Below are 16,331 nucleotides of genomic sequence, written 5' to 3'. Positions count from 1 at the left end.
GTGTCGGACAAGGTCTTGATCATCATCGGCGACGCGTCGGAAACGCTCGACACGCTTTATCCTTACTATCGCCTGCAAGAAGGGGGCTATCAGCCGGTGGTCGCCGCCCCCGAAAAACGCCTGTACCAAATGGTGATGCACGAAGTGAAGCCGGGCTGGACGATCACCAAAGAGTGGGAGGGGTACACCCTGAACGCGGAGATCGCCTTCGCCGACATCGTGCCGGAAGAATACGCCGGCATCATGCTCAGCGGCGGTCGTGCGCCCGAATATATCCGCTATGACGAGCACCTGGTCAAAGCGACGCGTCACTTCGTTGAGTCGGGCAAGCCGGTTGCCTGCGTCTGCCATGGCGTCGAGATTTTGGCTTACGCCGACTGCGTGAAAGGTCGCCGCATGGCGACCGTACCCAAGTGCAAGTTCGACCTGGAAGTCTGCGGCGGGATCTTCGTCAACGAGCCCTGCGTCGTCGACGGCAACATCGTCAGCGGCCGCACGTTTCATGACAACGGTCGGTACTTCGGCGCGTTCATGAAACAACTGGATGAAGCTCGCGATGCCGCAGCGAACGGACTTGGCGCCGCGACGCGCTTATCCGCCAACGGACGTCGCTAGGCCCCGCCCGCGATCGATCGCCAACGCCGACTCCTGCGAGCCGGCGTTGCTGGTTGCTGGCCGGCGATTCTATTCGTCGCCCGAAGGCCCATAGACGCCGGGGACGGCGATGTCGTTCATCCGCAGATAGACGCGGACCGTCGCCCGGTGATGCACCATGTGGCTGAGCGCCCATTTCCGCAGCGTAGCGCCCTTGGTCATGGTGAACATCACTTGTCCTCCCATCATGAACGCCCAGTCTTGGGCGAAGACTTCGTCGGGCGTTTTCTCCAGCACCTTCCGCGCGTGGGCGACGTTCTCATCAAATAGCGCCAGAATCTCTTCGCTCGACTCCAGGCTCGGCGACTTCCAGGGAGGACCATCCACCGGAGCGATGTCGAGTGAGTCGTGCTCCAGCATGAACTCGATCCAGCTCGGGATGTCGGCCAGGTGATTGGCGTTCCAGCCGATCGTGTTCGACTTGACGTGCGGCTTCCAATTCAGCTTGTCGCTGGGAATCGCTTCCAACGTCTTCCGCGTTAGCGCCATCTCTTCGTCAAACTCGGGCAACAGGGATTGGGCGATCGTCATCGATTTTCTCCACTGGGCGATAGTCGTGTACAGGGACCTTGAAGCGCTGACTTGGGATAACCCGCAAGCCATGCCAAAAGTGTACAAAACTTCACTCGCCGTACCAGTACACGTGTCGCGCATCGCTAGTCTCCAGGGTCTAGCCGCGGATCTTCTGGCCTGTCTGTTTGCCGTTGAGAATCCGCAAGAGTGCAAACCACTGCCCAGGAGAGCCACTCTCGCCCCCTTAACATGCCTCAATGAAAATAATTCGCATTATTTTACATGTTTTCGCTACACAAAAAGGGCTAACGCGCGACAATCATGGAATACGGTGACTCCACCGCAGCTCCTCCTTCCATCCATCTTTTCTCTTCGCTTGGGAGCGTCGCCATGAGTATCTTCAGATCCCGCCGACCAGGATTCACGCTGGTCGAATTACTGGTCGTTATCGCCATTATTGGCGTATTGATCGCGCTGCTCTTGCCGGCGGTGCAGCAGGCCCGCGAAGCGGCTCGTCGGATGCATTGCTCCAACAACTTGAAGCAGATCGCCTTGGCGATGCATGTCTACAACGACGTCCACAACACATTCCCCATTGGCACGTGCCAGCACAACTCCGGCGGCATCGTCAACAGTCGCGGCTTTATGGGTTGGGCGATCGCCATTCTTCCCTATGTCGAACAACAGAACCTATACGATTTGTACGATCATTCGGTCGACTCGCTCAGTTCCCGCAACCAGGCGGTCCGCGAGACCTCACTTGCGGCTTACAACTGCCCCAGCGACACCGTCCGCGTGACGGCCAAAGAAACGCTTCCCCCGCGGTACAACACACAGACCGAACGGGAATTCACCGTCGCCGCCGGCGGCAGCGACCAGGCCGATTTCTCTCTCGATTCGAAGTGACGAGCGCGGATCTCAGCGGCCAGCACACTTGAGACCCGCATTTCTTCCAGCGCCTCCGCTCATCTTACGCAAGGCGCCGCCTCATCTCACTGCACCAAAGTACGAAAACTTTCGTTGACACCTACGAAGAACTTCGTACAATCATCGCCATTGAAGAGCTTCTATCCCCCAGAGCACGCGATGTCACCCAAGAACGCCAACCAGCCGACCGAAAGCGAACTGGAGATTCTCTCGATCTTGTGGAACGTGGGCCCGGCCACGGTCCGCCAGGTTCATGAGCACATGCCGCGAACGGTCGGCTATACGACCGTGTTGAAGCTGATGCAGATCATGGCGGAAAAAGGACTAGTCACCCGTGACGAATCAGAGCGGTCGCATGTGTATGCCGCCAAGCAAAAGCGAGAAACGACGCAAAAGAAGCTGGTCAAAAACCTGCTCGATCGCTGTTTTGGCGGCGCCGCCGACCAATTGATCATGCAGGCCCTCTCCGCCAAGAATCTGTCCGCCGCCGAACTGGCCGAAATTCGCACGATGATCGATGAATTCGAAAGGAAGCGAAACGCATGACGATCGCCAATCTGATCTCGACCGATGAACTTGCGCGACTAGGCGCGGCGCTGTGCCATTTTCTTTGGCAAGGAGCGGTTCTCGGCGTCATAGCCGCGGTATTGTCTGTAAAGCTAAGGCGAACCGGGCCCCAAGTTCGTTACGCAGTTTTCCTGAGCCTACTCGTTATCTCTCCCTGCTGCCTGCTGACGACCTACGTTTGGCTCCTGTCGCAGGCTGCGCCCGTCGTTTCCGAAGAATTGGTCGCCGAGCCCCCGACGCCCCAACCAATTCCGCTGGCCACTTCCGGTCCGGAAGCGCCCGCCGAACCGCCGGTCGGGCTTCTTCCGCCGCACGTTGAACCAATACCGGTCACTCATTCCCCTAGCGGTTTCGACACGGCGTTCAGCCTGCTCGCGCTGCTCTGGGGAATTGGCGTCGCGCTTCTTTCTCTGCGACTGATCGGCGGCTATTGGCGGGTGCGCTGCTACGCCGGTCGCGATGGTATGCCGCTCGACCCAACGTGGATGCAACGGGCCGAAAGACTCGCCGAAACGATGCAGATCAAGCGAAGAATTGTGTGGTTGCAGTCGACGATCATTCAGACTCCGCTCACCTTCGGCTGGCTACGGCCGATCGTGGTCACGCCATCCGCGCTACTGAGCGGCCTGACCGTCGCCGAAGTGGAATGCCTGCTGGCTCATGAGCTGGCTCATATTCGTCGTCATGATTTCGTCGTCAACTTGCTGCAAAGCGCCGTCGAAACGCTGCTGTTCTATCACCCGGCAATCTGGTGGATCTCGCGGCAGATCCGCTTCGAGCGCGAGCAAATCTGCGACGAAATTGCCATTCAAGTCGTGGGAGATCGGGTTACCTATGGCAAGGCGCTGCTGTCGGTCGCCACGGCCGCGCCGGTCGAAACGCTGGCGATGGCGGCCGGCGATAGCGATTTGAAACGGCGGATTCAGCGGATTTTTGGGATTGGCCCCAATCCCGCGTCAAGGAACTCGAGATTCTTGGGGGCGATTGGCGCCGGGTTGCTGATGATCGTGGGACTTACGATCGCGCTGCTCGGGAACATGGCCCCAAATGCGACGGCGGACGATGCGATTCCGCCGGTAGAATTGTTCATCGAAACCCCTACCCTCCGGCTGCAACCGATCGCGGGACGCGTTTTCGGCTCTGACGTAAAGCCGGCCGCCGACGTCGAAGTCATCCTCCGCAGCAATCATTGGTTCTCTACGAACGACGTCCTCTCGAAGCCGCGAGGAGATATCGCAGCCACGCGCACCAATGCCGAAGGGCGATATCGATTCGAGGACGTTCCTTTCAACCTCGGGCAGCGGCATGAGCGCATTCAACTTAGCTACCTGCCGCTCGACGTCGCCGCCGTCGGACAAGGACAATCGGTCGGCTGGCGGCATCTCCAGGGAGACCAACCTCATTTAAGTGCCGATATCACGCTCTCGCCGCCGGCAACGCTGGCTGGTCAAGTTGTCGATCCGCAAGGCCGCCCGGTCGCCGGAGCGCAGGTTCGGGTGATGTACGGCATGTCGATCCGGCACATCACCCAGGCCGATCTGGAAGAGGGACGGTGGCCCAAATACTCGGACCGCGACTTCATCAATTTTCGCGACAGCCGGGCAATGCCCCAAACAACCACAGACGCCGAAGGCCGTTTCCGATTGACCGGCCTGCCGCCGCGGCGCGGCTTTGGCCTTCAGATCCGGCATCCTAATTTTGTCGATGACTTCGCCTTCGCCGCCACGATCGCAGAGCTCGAAAAACGTGATCGCGATTTGATGAAACGAAACGTCCAAACCGGCGAAGTTCGGATCGAACTGCAAGAAGGGCGGAAATTGACGTTCCAGGTCGTCGCCGACGACACCGGCCAGCCGCTGAAAGGGGCAAAGCAGCACGATTACGGCCACTATCGCGAAACTGCCAAGCAAATCGCCGACGAGCATGGACGCATGACTTCGGTAGAGCCGCCAACCACCAAGTCGGTCGCTTATATCATCAGCCCGCCGGCTGGCGCCGACTATCTGCCTACCTCTAGCATCTTCAACTTTGAGGAAGACCAGCGCGAGGCCCTGATTACCGTACGACTGCAAAAAGGGGCGGTCATCGCCGGAAAGGTCGTCGATCAGGAGACAGGGAAAGGGATGCCCAATCTGGCATTCAACCTCACGAACACAAAGGGATCTCCAGAGCGTTCTGGGTATAACCCCGTCGCAACGGACGCCCAAGGGAAGTTTCGGACGGTCGTCGCGCCCGGCAAGATCGTCGCGACACACGGCGGTGCTATCTACTCGCAACCATCGTATGAGTTCGCGCGGGAAGACCAGCGACCGCCCAGTTGGGACGCGGCGCTACAACGTCCGATTGACGATGCGTTAATCCCAATCAAATTGGCTCCAACGATCGACGGCATGATCTACGACTCGCACGGCCAGCCGCTTGGCGACGTGGCGATCAACTATCAAATTCCGTTCGCCTCGTCCGCAGATGGAATTCGAGGTTACATAAGCCAACAAGTCCTGGCTGACGACCAGGGACGTTTTTCCCTGATTCACCTGAATCATGTTTGGAAGCAGGATTGGGTCAAGACGATTCCCGTAACTTTTCGGGATCGCCGCTCGACCCAACAACGAACGATCTCGCTAGATGAGTCGGCCTGGCAAGCGCCGCTGGAAGTCTACATGCGATCGACATCGGTCGTTTCCGGCCGCCTGATCGACGCCGACCTGAAACGCCCGATCCGCAAGGGCTCGGTCGATCTCTACTATTTGGTTCCGCCAGCCGACGGCGAAGGCGCCGCCAAGCGTCATCATGCGAGCTTCCATCCGAATCAGGAGGGGAGATTTCGCCTGGAGATTGAGCACGAAGGGGAGTGCGAAACGCTGCGACTCACGCCGGCGGACTACCAAGAGCGGATGCTGTCTGGCGATGGGGCGCAAAGACAGCTCTCCTTCGACAAGCCGCTTGACCTGGGAGACATTCTCGTCGAACCAGTCGGCTCTCCGGAAGAGCGCCAAGTCGATCGCTTTGTCATGCCTCCGTATGACCCGGCGCTTGGCAAAGCCGAATTTGCGCGGTTAGAACGGCAGTTCGCTGTTGATCACGCGGCCTACCAGCAAGAGCGGACCGCGACCAGCTCGCGCCGGATCCAGCAACTACTCGATGAACGAGCCGACCCAACGCCAGAGTATCTTTTCGCAATGCTGGCGATCGCCAAGGCCAACCGCGATACCGAAACCTGCTTTGCCGCACTCCACTGGATTGCGAAGCTCCCCTACGATCACCGCCGTGCGGCAGCCCACTACCCACAGCAACGTCACGAAGCGGTCGAGATGTTGCTGGCCGGCTACGCACATCGCCCTCAGCTGGCCGACTGCGTCGACAAACTCCTTTATCGGCAAGATCCAGATGCCGATCCGATTTCAAAACGAATGGAGCGGGCCGACCAATTGATCGCCAAAAACCAAAGCCGCGTCGCACGGGGACGGGCCTGCTATTCGATCGGCATGCAACTGACCGAAAAAAACTACCCACCCCTTCCATCCCCCAACAAGGCGAACGAACTGGCGAAACAATACCTGCAACGCGTGATCGACGAGTTCGCCGACATACCGCTCTACCAAGGGCGAACGATTGGCGAATCGGCCGAACGTCAACTTTACGAGTTGCGATACCTGCAGCCAGGATCGCCGGCGCCGGAAATCTCCGGCATCGATTCAGATGGCAAGCCGCTGAAACTTTCGGACCTGAAAGGCAAGATCGTGCTGCTCAACTTCTGGGGCAGTTGGTGCGGCCCCTGCATCTTCAAGCTGCCAGGCCTACAAAAGCTGGCGGAAGATTTTCCCGACCAGCTTGTTATCCTGGGCGTCATGAGCGACACGCCGGAAGCGGCGCGAAAGGCGATCGACGAGCATCAGGTCCAGTTCCGCAATTTGGTCGACGGTCCGCACGCCGAAGGAAAAATCGTCCGCCAGTGGAACATCAACCGCTGGCCGACCTCCTATCTGATTGATGGAGAAGGCAAGATCGTGTCGGAAGTGCAGGGCGAAGAAATGATTCGCGCGTCGATCGAGCGTCTGGCAACCCAGGCGTCGCCACGCTAGCAGCACGCTTCGTCCCTATGCCGCCGCGATTAAGAGGAATTAATCGCGCCCGCGCATTTTGAGTTTTTCTCGACCATTCACCGTACACACGGCATCTACGCTCAAAGCCCCATCCGCGATCGCCAAATGGGGCCCCTATTCTGACCATCGCCCACTTTGCGGCAATCAGACCGCCAATGCAACAAGGGAATTCTCGCCCCTTAATTCTCAATATTCCGTGAGGATTGTCGCAAATTCTCCCGCAAGGAAAAACACAACTTGTCGACTTGGCGATCGATTGTGAGAATCTAAGCACTCTCTCCCACCCCATGGATCGTCGACAAGCAGTTCGCCCACATGGCGGACGATACCGCTGTCGACGACGCCCACCTGAGATTACCCTGCCACTTTTGTTGGAATCTGAGATCGCATATGGATGCGTCTGCTGCCGCTGCTTATGAATCGTCTGTCGGACCTGTACCGAAGAACCCTGGCGCCGCGTTGCTGGCGCTGGGCATGGGCAGCTTTGCCCTGGGCACGACCGAGTTCCTGCCGGTCGCACTGTTGCCGACGATCGCTGGCGACCTAGAGGTGACGTTGCCGGCGGCCGGACTGCTGGTCTCGGGCTATGCAATGGGCGTGACGCTGTTGACCCCGATCTTGTCGGCGGTCTTTTCGGGCTTGCCGCGCAAGGGGATGCTGATCAGCTTGATGGTCCTTTTCTTTGTGACCAACATGGCGTGCGCTTTGGCGCCCAGCTATGGCTTTCTGCTCGGCGTGCGATTCTTTACCGCAATCTCGCACGGCGTCTTCTTGGCGGCGGCAACCACCGTCGCGACACAGTTGGTTGGGAAGGGAAGAGAAGCGCATGCGATCGGCGTCGTCTTCGCAGGCCTCTCGGTGGCGATGGCGACGATCGTGCCGCTCGGTTCACTATTGGGACAAACGCTCGGCTGGCGCGTCGCTTTTGGCGGAACCGCGTTTCTCGGGCTCTTCGCTATGCTTGCGCAAGCTCGCTTTCTGCCGAAGACTCCGGCGCCAACCAAACGGATGACGCTTGCCAGTCAGGCAGCCGTCATGAAACAACCGCGGGTGCTGCTCGCGTTGGCGATGACGTCGATCGGTTATGCCGGCACCTTCGCCACATTCACTTACATGACCGCGATCCTCGAAGAAATCTCTGGCTTTCACGCGATTGCAGTGACGTTGATCCTGGGCGTGATCGGCGTCTGCATCACCTTTGGCAACATCATCGGCGGCAAAGCGGCCGACAAGAAGATCTACCCAGCGCTGGCCGGACTCTTCTGCCTGGTCGTGGTCGGCATGCTCGGCATTTGGCTGGCCGCTCCGTTCAAGATCGCCATGATCGCGGCGGTGATCTTCTTTGGAGTTTTCATGTTCAGCCCCGGGGCCGGACTGCAACTGTTGGCGGTGAATCAAGCTCGCCGCTGGACTCCCGGCGCGGTCGACGTCGCCGCCGGGTTGAACCAATCGGCCTTCAATCTGGGCATCGCGATGGGCGCCGCAATCGGCGGTCAGGTGGTCGCTTCGCCGCTGGGCCTGGGCGGAACACCGCTGGTCAGCGCTGGCGTGGTGATCGTGGCGATCGGCATGGTGCTGATTGGCTGGCGCATGGATCGCGATGTCGATCCGGTCAGCGCAGAGGCAACCGAGCCGCAAGCGCGGAATCTCGTCTTGGAAGCTGAGCCGGCGACATCTGCCGCCAGCTAACGCAGCATCTCTAGCGCAGTAGAGCGTTTTTCTGATCGCTGTAGCGTTTCTGGCGTTAGCAGTCCGTTGATTTTCTCGACGGACTGCGTGATCGCACGGATGCGATCCCAAAATAGCGACGTAAGTCGTTATTTTGCGAGCCGCGAAGAGCTACGCTCTGAGCCTGGCGAGGTTGAAAAATGCCACGATGGCATTTTTCAACAGGCAGTTAGTGAGGCAAGCTGGTCAAGGCGACCGAAGCAGGCGAATCCTCAAGATTCGTCGATGCAGGTCAACGCCGACCAGCGCGGCCACAACCAGCCAGAACGATACAGATGGAGGAAAACCGCTCTAGAAACTCTCGTCCGACTAGAAGCCTTCGTCGGACTGGGCCGCCGCCTTCGACGCTTCGTTGGCGGCATGATCATGCAGCACTTCGCTAAGATCAAGCCGGGGCGCTTCAGCCCACAACTCTTCCAGCGAGAAGTAGTCGCGGGTCTCTTCGTCGAAGATGTGAATCACGACATCGCCGTAGTCGAGCAGAATCCACCGCGAGTCGTCGTAACCTTCGCGGCCCAGGCGCGTATCGCCCAGATCTTTCTCGAACTTGTCGTCGATTTCGTCGCTGATCGCATGCAACTGCCGGCGGCTAGCGCCGGTGACGACCACAAAGTAGTCGAACGCGGCCGTCAGCTTACGCATGTCGAGGACGACGATGTTCTTAGCGCGATTCTCTTCCGCAACAACGGCGGCCGCGTGGGCCAACTCTAAGCTGCTGGCGGTGGTACCTGAAGCGCGTTTTTTGGGGGAAGTCGTCTCCGACACGTCGGTCCTCTGTGGGTCTAAAAGCGAAAAATCGGCGTGAGAAACTCGGGCGTTTGCCCGGTAATAGAGCGCCGTGCAGTCAATGCATTCTACTGACGAACGCGGGGTCGGCTAGACGCAACCCGCCAAGGAAAGGCGCAAGAGAGGGGCCGAAGGTTCGTTTGGAGGGACCGGGGAGTAAATATTCACGGGACGGCCGCGCCAGACCCGAAATCGCCAAACACTTACCCTGAAACCACTTTCGACAAATCCTTGTTCCCCGTGAACCGGATGCGAATTTTTCGCTTCCCCCTTACGAAGTTGCCCAGAAGGGCGTATAATCTTGGGTTTTCGACCGTTTCCAAACCTTCCTTAGAGAGAAAGTGGGTCTAACGATGCCAAAGATGAAGACGCACAAGGGAACGAAGAAACGGTTCCGACTGACGGCCAAAGGCCACATCAAGCATCGCCAATGCGGCACCAGCCACTTGGCCACTCGCCTGACTTCGAAGCGCACCCGCAATCTTCGCGGCACCCGCGTCTTGGCCGAAGTTGACGAGCCGATGCTGATCAAAGCCCTGAACGGATACAGCTACTAGTAGCGATATCCTCGTCGGAATTGTGGATTCGAGCTTTTTATTCCCAGTGCACGGGCACAAACGCTTCGCCGCCAATTGAGCGAAGGGCCTAGTGGACGAAACGAGGTGACACGATGAGAACGACTTACGGCGCCGCACGGCACAAGTCGAAGAAGCGTCTGTTTAAGAAAGCCCGCGGTTTCCGCGGCGGTCGCGGTAAGCTATTGCGTACCGTGAAAGAAACCTTGCTCCGCGCCGGCGTTTACGCCTATCGCGACCGTAAGGTGCGCAAGCGTGAATTCCGCAAGCTGTGGATCATCCGCTTGAACGCCGCCGCCCGCATGCGTGGCGTCCGCTACAGCCAGTTCATCTACGGCCTGAAGAAGGCTGGTATCGAACTGGACCGCAAGACGTTGTCGGAAATGGCGATCCACGATCCGGGCGCCTTTGACGAAGTGACCGAGCTGGTGAAAGCCGCCCTGGCCGCGTAAGGCGCACGTACAACGTGCAATCGATGCCGAAACAACATGAGCCGCCGGGACCTCTCGGCGGCTTTCTTACTTTCCAGAATGTGCCGCGAGCGAGAAAGCGATGTCGCTGAACGATTTCATTCGCGAATTGGACAACTTGGTCGACTCGGCCGTCGAGCGTTTCAATGACGCGGTCGACAAGTTTGACGGCGAAGTGCTGGAAGCGGCCCGCGTCGAGTTCCTGGGCGCCAAGAGCGGCAAGCTCAAGTCGGCTCAAAAGGGACTTGGCAAGGTCAGCAAAGACGACAAGCCGGTTGCCGGCAAACGCTTTAACGAAGTCAAACAGCGAATCGAAGAGCTGTTTGAGTCGGCCGTCGCCAAGCTGAGCGAAAGCGGCGGCGACGGCAAGTCGAGCGAAGCGTTCGACGTCAGCCTGCCCGGTACGCTGCTGCCGGTCGGTCACGTTCACCCGATCACCCAGACGATCGAAGAGCTGAAAGACATCATGGGTCGGCTCGGCTTCTCGGCCGTCGAAGGGCCCGAGATCGAAGACGACTGGCACAACTTCGAGGCGCTCAACATTCCGCTGGAGCACCCGGCCCGCGACCCGCTCGACAACTTCTACCTGAACGCCGCCGCCAAAGCGGCTGGCGGCGACATGCTGCTGCGAAGCCAGACCAGCACCGTGCAGATCCGCGTGATGGAGAACACGAAGCCGCCGGTCCGGATCGTTTCGCTCGGCCGCGTTTATCGCCCCGACGAAATCGACGCGACCCACTACGCGATGTTTCATCAGATCGAAGGGCTGATGATCGACACCGACGTCACCATGGCCGACCTGAAAAGCGTGCTGCACCTCTTCGCCAAGACGTACTTGGGCCAGGACGTGGAGATTCGCTTTCGCCCGTCGTTCTTCCCGTTCACCGAACCGAGCGTCGAAGTCGACATGCGGTGGAACGATACCTGGCTGGAGTTCGGCGGCGCCGGGATGGTCGATCCCAACGTACTGCGGTCGGTCGGCTACGATCCGGAAGAAGTGACCGGGTTCGCCTTCGGCCTCGGCGTCGAGCGACTTTGCATGCGTCGCCACGGCGTCAACGACATTCGGCATTTGTACAACAACAACGTGCGATTCCTGTCGCAGTTTTAAGAGCGGAGAGAGCAGGGCGCCATGTTAGTTTCCTGGAAGTGGCTCAACGATTATCTGCAGCTGGACGTTTCGGAAGCGGAATTCTGCGACCGCGTCACGATGGCGGGCCTTAACTATGACGGCTCGGAGTCGGTCGGCGACGATCGCCAGCTCGATCTGGAAGTGACCAGCAACCGCCCCGACTGGCTTGGCCATGTCGGCATCGCGCGAGAAGCGTCGGTGCTGTTCGATCTTGATCTGAAAATCCCGCCGGCCGACGTCAGCGGCACAGGCCAGAAGATCAGCGATTACGTCACCGTCACGATCGAGGACGAAGCGTTCTGCCCCCGCTACATCGCCCGGGCGATCAAAGGCGTGAAGGTTGGCCCCAGCCCCGAGTGGCTGACGCGCCGTCTGGAGACGCTCGGCATCAACGTGATCAACAACGTCGTCGACATCACCAACTATGTGTTGATGGAAATCGGCCAGCCGCTGCATGCGTTTGACTTGGCCAAGATCGACGGCGCCGGGGTCACCGTTCGCCAGGCTCGCCCCGGCGAGAAATTCATGGCGATCGACCACAAGACGTACGACCTGGAGCCCAACGACTACGTTATCGCCGATGAAGTAGGCGCCGTCGCCATCGCCGGCGTCATGGGTGGCGCCGACTCGGAAGTGACCGAAGAAACGACCGACCTGCTGATCGAAGCGGCTCAGTTCGCCGCCCTGCCGGTTCGAACCACGTCGCGCCGGTTGAAGCTGAAGAGCGACTCCAGCTACCGGTTTGAGCGGGGCGTCGATCCCGAGATGATCGACTGGGCTAGCCGACGCTGCTGCGAGTTGATCCTCGATCTGGCCGGCGGCGAATTGGCCGAAGGCTCGATTTATGCCGGCAGTCAGCCGCAGCCCCGCAAATCGGTCACGCTTCGCCTGCCGCAGCTGAAGCGCATCCTTGGCATCAATGTTCCGGCTGACGAAGTGGAGCGAATCCTCTCGCGTTTGGGGAACGACATCGAATCGGTCGCCAGCCAGAAGATCACCGTCATTCCGCCCAGCTGGCGTCGCGACATTGATCGCGAGATCGATCTGGTCGAGGAAGTTGCTCGGATCCATGGCTACGACAAGATCCCGCAAGACGCCGCGGTGAAGATGTCGGCCTCGCACCGTAGCGACGCCGACCGCGTTCGCAATCGCATTCGCACGCTGATGGTCGCCGCCGGGATGAACGAGGCGGTCACGCGGAGCGTCGTCAGCAAAGAGTGGTCGGCGGCGTTCCATGGCTGGAGTAAAGCCGAAGCGCTGACCGTCACCACGCCGATGGTTCGTGGCGAAGATTGCCTCCGACTGAGCGTGCTGCCGAGCCTGCTGGGCGCCCGGCGGATGAACGAGAAGTTCGACAACACGCCGATCGAGCTTTACGAGATCGCCAAGGTTTACCTGCCGCGGAAAGGCGAGCTGCCGGATGAACGGTACGTCGTCAGCATAACCAGCGGTCGCGACTTCCGCGGACTCAAGGGAGTGGTCGAAACGCTCGTCCATTCGCTCAGCCCCGACGTTCGCGTTACCGCGTCGCGGTTCGCTGATTCGCTGCTCGACGTCGAACAGGCGTGCGAACTGAAGGTCGACGGCAAGACGCTTGGCTATCTGGGCCTATTGAGCGGTTCGGCTCAGAAGGCGTTCGAGCTGCAGCAACCGGCGACCGTCGCCGAGCTCGATCTGCGGGTGCTCGAAGAGCTGACCGTACTGATCCCGCAGCATCACGACTTCGGCACCTACCCGACGATGACCCGCGACCTGAACCTGATCGTCGACGAGACGCTCGCCTGGGATCAGCTGGAAGCGACCGTCACCACGTCAGCTGGCGAACTGCTGGAGCAAGTCGAGTACCGCGAGATCTTCCGCGACACCAAGAAAGACGGCCCAGGCAAAAAGCGGGTGCTGCTGACCATCACGCTACGCGCCGAAGATCGCACCCTGACCGGCGAAGAAGCGGACGCCGTCCGTGACGCCATCGTCACGTCGTGCGAAAAGCAACATGAAGCGAAGCTGTTGGGGTAATGCGCTAGACGCCATGGCCACGTCTTTGTGGCCATGCTTGCGGCAGGGCAAAGACATGCTTACCCGGCGAAGACGCCGTGAAAGCATGGCGCCGCAGATCCGCGCCTACGCCTTCTTCACAAACTCCGACTTCAACTGCATCGCGCCGATGCCGTCGATCTTGCAGTCGATGTCGTGATCTCCGTCGACTAGGCGGATGTTCTTCACCTTGGTGCCAACTTTGACCACCAGCGACGAGCCTTTCACCTTCAGGTCTTTCGCGACCGTCACGGTGTCGCCGTCTTGCAGCTCGTTGCCGTTGGCGTCGCGAATGATCGCGGCGGCGGCCGCTTCTTCAGCAGCCGCTTTGGTCCATTCGTGCCCGCAGCTGGGGCAGACCAGCAGATCGCGGTCTTCGTAGGTATATTCCGAAGCGCACTCGGGACAGTTGGGTAGTTTGCTCATCTTAGTAGGCTTCCGCCATATCGCGGGCATGGTAGCTAGAGCGAACGAACGGGCCGCTGGCGACCTGCTTGAAGCCCATCTCTTTTGACTTGCGGCCGAACATCTCGAACTCTTCCGGCGTCACGTAACGCTCTACCTTCAAGTAACGCTTTTCGTCAGGCTGCAGGTATTGACCAAGCGTCAGGAAGTCGACGTCGTGCGCTAACAGATCTTCGAGCACCGCAAAGACCTCGTCATGCGTCTCGCCCAGGCCCAGCATCAAACCGCTTTTGGTTTTGACCTTGGGATTCAGCTCTTTGACCCGCTTCAACAGGCCCAGCGTCCAGGCATAGTCCGACGTGACGCCGCGAACTCGCTTGTAGAGCCGCGGAACCGTTTCGGTGTTGTGATTGAAGACGTCCGGCGAGGCTTCGACGATGATCCGGTCCAGCGCGTCGCGGCAGTGAATGAAGTCCGGCGTCAGCACTTCGACCGTGGCGCCGGTTCGCTCTCGCACCGCAGCGATACAGCGGATGTAGTGATCGGCGCCGCCGTCGGGCAGGTCGTCGCGGGTGACCGACGTGATGACCACGTGCTTCAGTCCCAAGCGATAGGCGGCTTCGGCCAAGCGTTCCGGCTCGTCCCCAGACAGTTCTTCCGGCTTGCCGCGGGGGACCGAGCAGAAGCTGCAGGCCCGGGTGCAGACATTCCCCAAAATCATGAAAGTGGCGGTCTTCTGCGAGTAGCACTCCATCCGGTTCGGACATTTAGCGCTGTCGCAGACCGTTTCCAGCTGCAGTTCTTCCAGGAGACTCTGCGTAAAGTGATTGGCGTTCCCCTTGGGGACGTTTCGCTTCAGCCACTTCGGCAGACGTTGTTTGGGATGGTTGCCTGGTGCGTCGATGACCGGCAATTCGACGACCGGTAGGTTAACCAACTCGTGCGAGTCGCTCACGTTGATGCTCGGAGATTTCAAATAGCAAAGGATGCCCCTCGTGCCAGCGTCGGTCGACGCAGTCGAAGGAGTCAGCCAGCCGTCGCGCTGCGACTCGGGCCACAGTCTCAATTCTAACTGGTTGATCCGTTTCTGACAGCAGGCTCCCCATAATGGGCGAATCGCCTGGCGCCGCCAATTCGGGCGGGTTGGCCTCGACAAACGACTGAGCGTCGCCGCTGGCGTGGATGTTGAGGAAGGCCCCGTGACTGGTGATCCAGTTCTGCACGGCGGCGCCAACCGCCGCTAAGAGGCCGCTTTTTCCCCATATGCCGTAGCGACCAGGTCGAGCGTACGCCGGCACGCCGTGTGCTACTGCGGTGGCGACCATCGCTTGCTGCAGTCGCTCTAAATATTCGCCGACGGTCCAATTGCGGCTTCTCAGCGGTACAATGGGATAAATCGCAAGTTGGCCAGGGCCATGCAGTACGCAACCGCCCCCCCGTCCGACCCAGCGAACCTGCCATCGCAGCGTTTCGAGCTCGTCCTGCGTCAGGCGAATATGTTGCCGCGAACCTGCTCGGCCGACAGTGATCATACTCGTATGTTGGCACAGCAGGACGGTAATCCGTCCGTCATCGCGGCCCCCGGCTTCGTAAACCAGACGGCGCTGTAATGCCAGGCACAAGTCGAAGTCGATCGTTCCCAGGTAGTGGAAGTCGACGCCTGTCGATTCGTAGTTGTTTTCGATACGAGAAGACACGGAATATCGTCACCGCAAGAGGCTGATTTTTAGCTGCGATCAAGGACGGGGAGAGTAGCAATTCCCTCCACCCGGGGAAAGGCCAGCCGGGAAGCCAGATTGCAGCTAAACCCGTAGCCCATAACGACTAGCAATCGAAGCGGCGATTTTCCGCTTCGCAAGATCAATTCATGAAAAAGCGCCCCGCCGCTAGCGACGAGAGCGAAAGCACCCATGGCGAAAAAAAAAGACTCCAAAGAAGACGACAAGAAGAAGCTGGAACGCCCGATCGGCGAAAACCGGAAGGCCCGGCACGATTACGAAATCATCGACACGCTGGAGTGTGGCATCCAACTGGTCGGCAGCGAGGTAAAAAGCCTCCGCGACGGCAAGCTCTCGCTCAGCGAGTCGTTTGCCCGCGTGCTGCGCGGCGAGGTCTTTCTGGTCAATTGCGAGATCCCCGAATACAGCAATACCAGCATGTTCCTCAACCACGAGCCCAAGCGTCCTCGCAAGCTGCTGCTGCACAAAACGGAAATCGCCAAGTTCGCCGGCAAGAGCGAAGACCGCGGCCTCAGCCTGGTCCCGCTCAAAATGTATTTCAAACAAGGCCGCGTCAAAGTCCTCCTTGGCGTCGGTCGCGGTCGCAAACAACATGACAAGCGTGACAAGCTGAAATCGCAAGACGCCAAACGAGACATGGCCCGGGCGATGCGCAATCGGGGGTAACGATAAATCAGGGGTGCCGTTGCCACGTCTTC

At 59.5% G+C, this 16,331-nt stretch carries 14 protein-coding genes and 1 pseudogene; 10 read left to right on the top strand and 5 right to left on the bottom strand.

The genetic code is table 11. The annotated features are described in order from the left end of the window. A complete protein-coding gene (locus Enr8_RS14060) occupies positions 1 to 615 on the top strand; it encodes a DJ-1/PfpI family protein (protein ID WP_146432548.1) in 615 nt (204 codons plus the stop codon). Positions 616 to 684: 69 nt separating this feature from the next. On the opposite strand, the gene Enr8_RS14055 is transcribed toward Enr8_RS14060, so the two are convergent. Beyond that, positions 685 to 1,185 carry a DinB family protein gene (locus Enr8_RS14055; protein ID WP_146432545.1) on the bottom strand — a complete coding sequence of 167 codons (501 nt, stop codon included), beginning with the start codon at positions 1,183 to 1,185 and terminating at the stop codon, positions 685 to 687. A gap of 372 nt (positions 1,186 to 1,557) precedes the next feature. Between Enr8_RS14055 and Enr8_RS26185 the strand changes: the two are divergent. From Enr8_RS26185 to Enr8_RS14035, 4 genes and pseudogenes are all read left to right on the top strand, one after another. Then, positions 1,558 to 1,953: pseudogene (locus tag Enr8_RS26185) on the top strand (DUF1559 family PulG-like putative transporter); the annotation flags it as partial. A gap of 300 nt (positions 1,954 to 2,253) precedes the next feature. Continuing rightward, entirely contained in the window at positions 2,254 to 2,640 is a 387-nt protein-coding gene (locus tag Enr8_RS14045; RefSeq protein WP_146432541.1) for a BlaI/MecI/CopY family transcriptional regulator, read from the top strand. Continuing rightward, on the top strand, positions 2,637 to 6,743 hold the full coding sequence (locus tag Enr8_RS14040; protein ID WP_146432539.1) for a M56 family metallopeptidase: 4,107 nt from the start codon (positions 2,637 to 2,639) through the stop codon (positions 6,741 to 6,743). Before Enr8_RS14045 ends, Enr8_RS14040 begins: the two co-directional genes overlap by 4 nt. 411 nt (positions 6,744 to 7,154) lie before the next feature. After that, positions 7,155 to 8,453 (top strand): MFS transporter, encoded by a 1,299-nt coding sequence (locus Enr8_RS14035; RefSeq protein WP_186767652.1) that lies wholly within the window; start codon positions 7,155 to 7,157, stop codon positions 8,451 to 8,453. Positions 8,454 to 8,801: 348 nt separating this feature from the next. On the opposite strand, the gene rsfS is transcribed toward Enr8_RS14035, so the two are convergent. Next, a complete protein-coding gene (rsfS, locus tag Enr8_RS14030; protein ID WP_146432535.1) occupies positions 8,802 to 9,257 on the bottom strand; it encodes a ribosome silencing factor in 456 nt (151 codons plus the stop codon). Between the two features lie 374 nt (positions 9,258 to 9,631). Here rsfS and rpmI point away from each other — a divergent pair, with 374 nt between their 5' ends. The 4 genes from rpmI to pheT all read left to right on the top strand — a co-directional run bounded on the left by rpmI (position 9,632) and on the right by pheT (position 13,471). After that, positions 9,632 to 9,835 (top strand): 50S ribosomal protein L35, encoded by a 204-nt coding sequence (gene rpmI, locus Enr8_RS14025; protein WP_146432533.1) that lies wholly within the window; start codon positions 9,632 to 9,634, stop codon positions 9,833 to 9,835. A gap of 113 nt (positions 9,836 to 9,948) precedes the next feature. Then, positions 9,949 to 10,305 (top strand): 50S ribosomal protein L20, encoded by a 357-nt coding sequence (gene rplT / locus Enr8_RS14020; RefSeq protein WP_146432531.1) that lies wholly within the window; start codon positions 9,949 to 9,951, stop codon positions 10,303 to 10,305. A gap of 100 nt (positions 10,306 to 10,405) precedes the next feature. Further along, on the top strand, positions 10,406 to 11,434 hold the full coding sequence (gene pheS, locus Enr8_RS14015) for a phenylalanine--tRNA ligase subunit alpha (protein WP_146432528.1): 1,029 nt from the start codon (positions 10,406 to 10,408) through the stop codon (positions 11,432 to 11,434). A 21-nt stretch (positions 11,435 to 11,455) separates the two neighbouring features. After that, positions 11,456 to 13,471 (top strand): phenylalanine--tRNA ligase subunit beta, encoded by a 2,016-nt coding sequence (gene pheT, locus Enr8_RS14010; RefSeq protein ID WP_146432526.1) that lies wholly within the window; start codon positions 11,456 to 11,458, stop codon positions 13,469 to 13,471. 105 nt (positions 13,472 to 13,576) lie between these two features. On the opposite strand, the gene Enr8_RS14005 is transcribed toward pheT, so the two are convergent. The 3 genes from Enr8_RS14005 to Enr8_RS13995 are packed head-to-tail and all read right to left on the bottom strand — an operon-like array spanning position 13,577 to position 15,591. Then, positions 13,577 to 13,915 carry a zinc ribbon domain-containing protein YjdM gene (locus Enr8_RS14005; RefSeq protein WP_146432524.1) on the bottom strand — a complete coding sequence of 113 codons (339 nt, stop codon included), beginning with the start codon at positions 13,913 to 13,915 and terminating at the stop codon, positions 13,577 to 13,579. A 1-nt stretch (position 13,916) separates the two neighbouring features. Continuing rightward, complete coding sequence (lipA, locus tag Enr8_RS14000) at positions 13,917 to 14,849, bottom strand: lipoyl synthase (RefSeq protein WP_146432521.1); 933 nt, start codon at positions 14,847 to 14,849, stop codon at positions 13,917 to 13,919. Continuing rightward, complete coding sequence (locus Enr8_RS13995) at positions 14,824 to 15,591, bottom strand: lipoyl(octanoyl) transferase LipB (protein ID WP_146432519.1); 768 nt, start codon at positions 15,589 to 15,591, stop codon at positions 14,824 to 14,826. The genes lipA and Enr8_RS13995 overlap by 26 nt, the downstream gene beginning before the upstream one ends. Before the next feature lie 213 nt (positions 15,592 to 15,804). Between Enr8_RS13995 and smpB the strand changes: the two genes are divergently transcribed. After that, positions 15,805 to 16,299: an SsrA-binding protein SmpB gene (gene smpB / locus Enr8_RS13990; protein ID WP_146432517.1), complete on the top strand. Its 495-nt coding sequence runs from the start codon at positions 15,805 to 15,807 to the stop codon at positions 16,297 to 16,299. The last annotated feature ends 32 nt before the right edge of the window (positions 16,300 to 16,331 follow it).

This window comes from Blastopirellula retiformator (assembly GCF_007859755.1).
Classification (GTDB): domain Bacteria; phylum Planctomycetota; class Planctomycetia; order Pirellulales; family Pirellulaceae; genus Blastopirellula; species Blastopirellula retiformator.
Note: the sequence above shows the minus strand (reverse complement) of the source record. Positions and strands in the feature narration are given on the sequence as shown.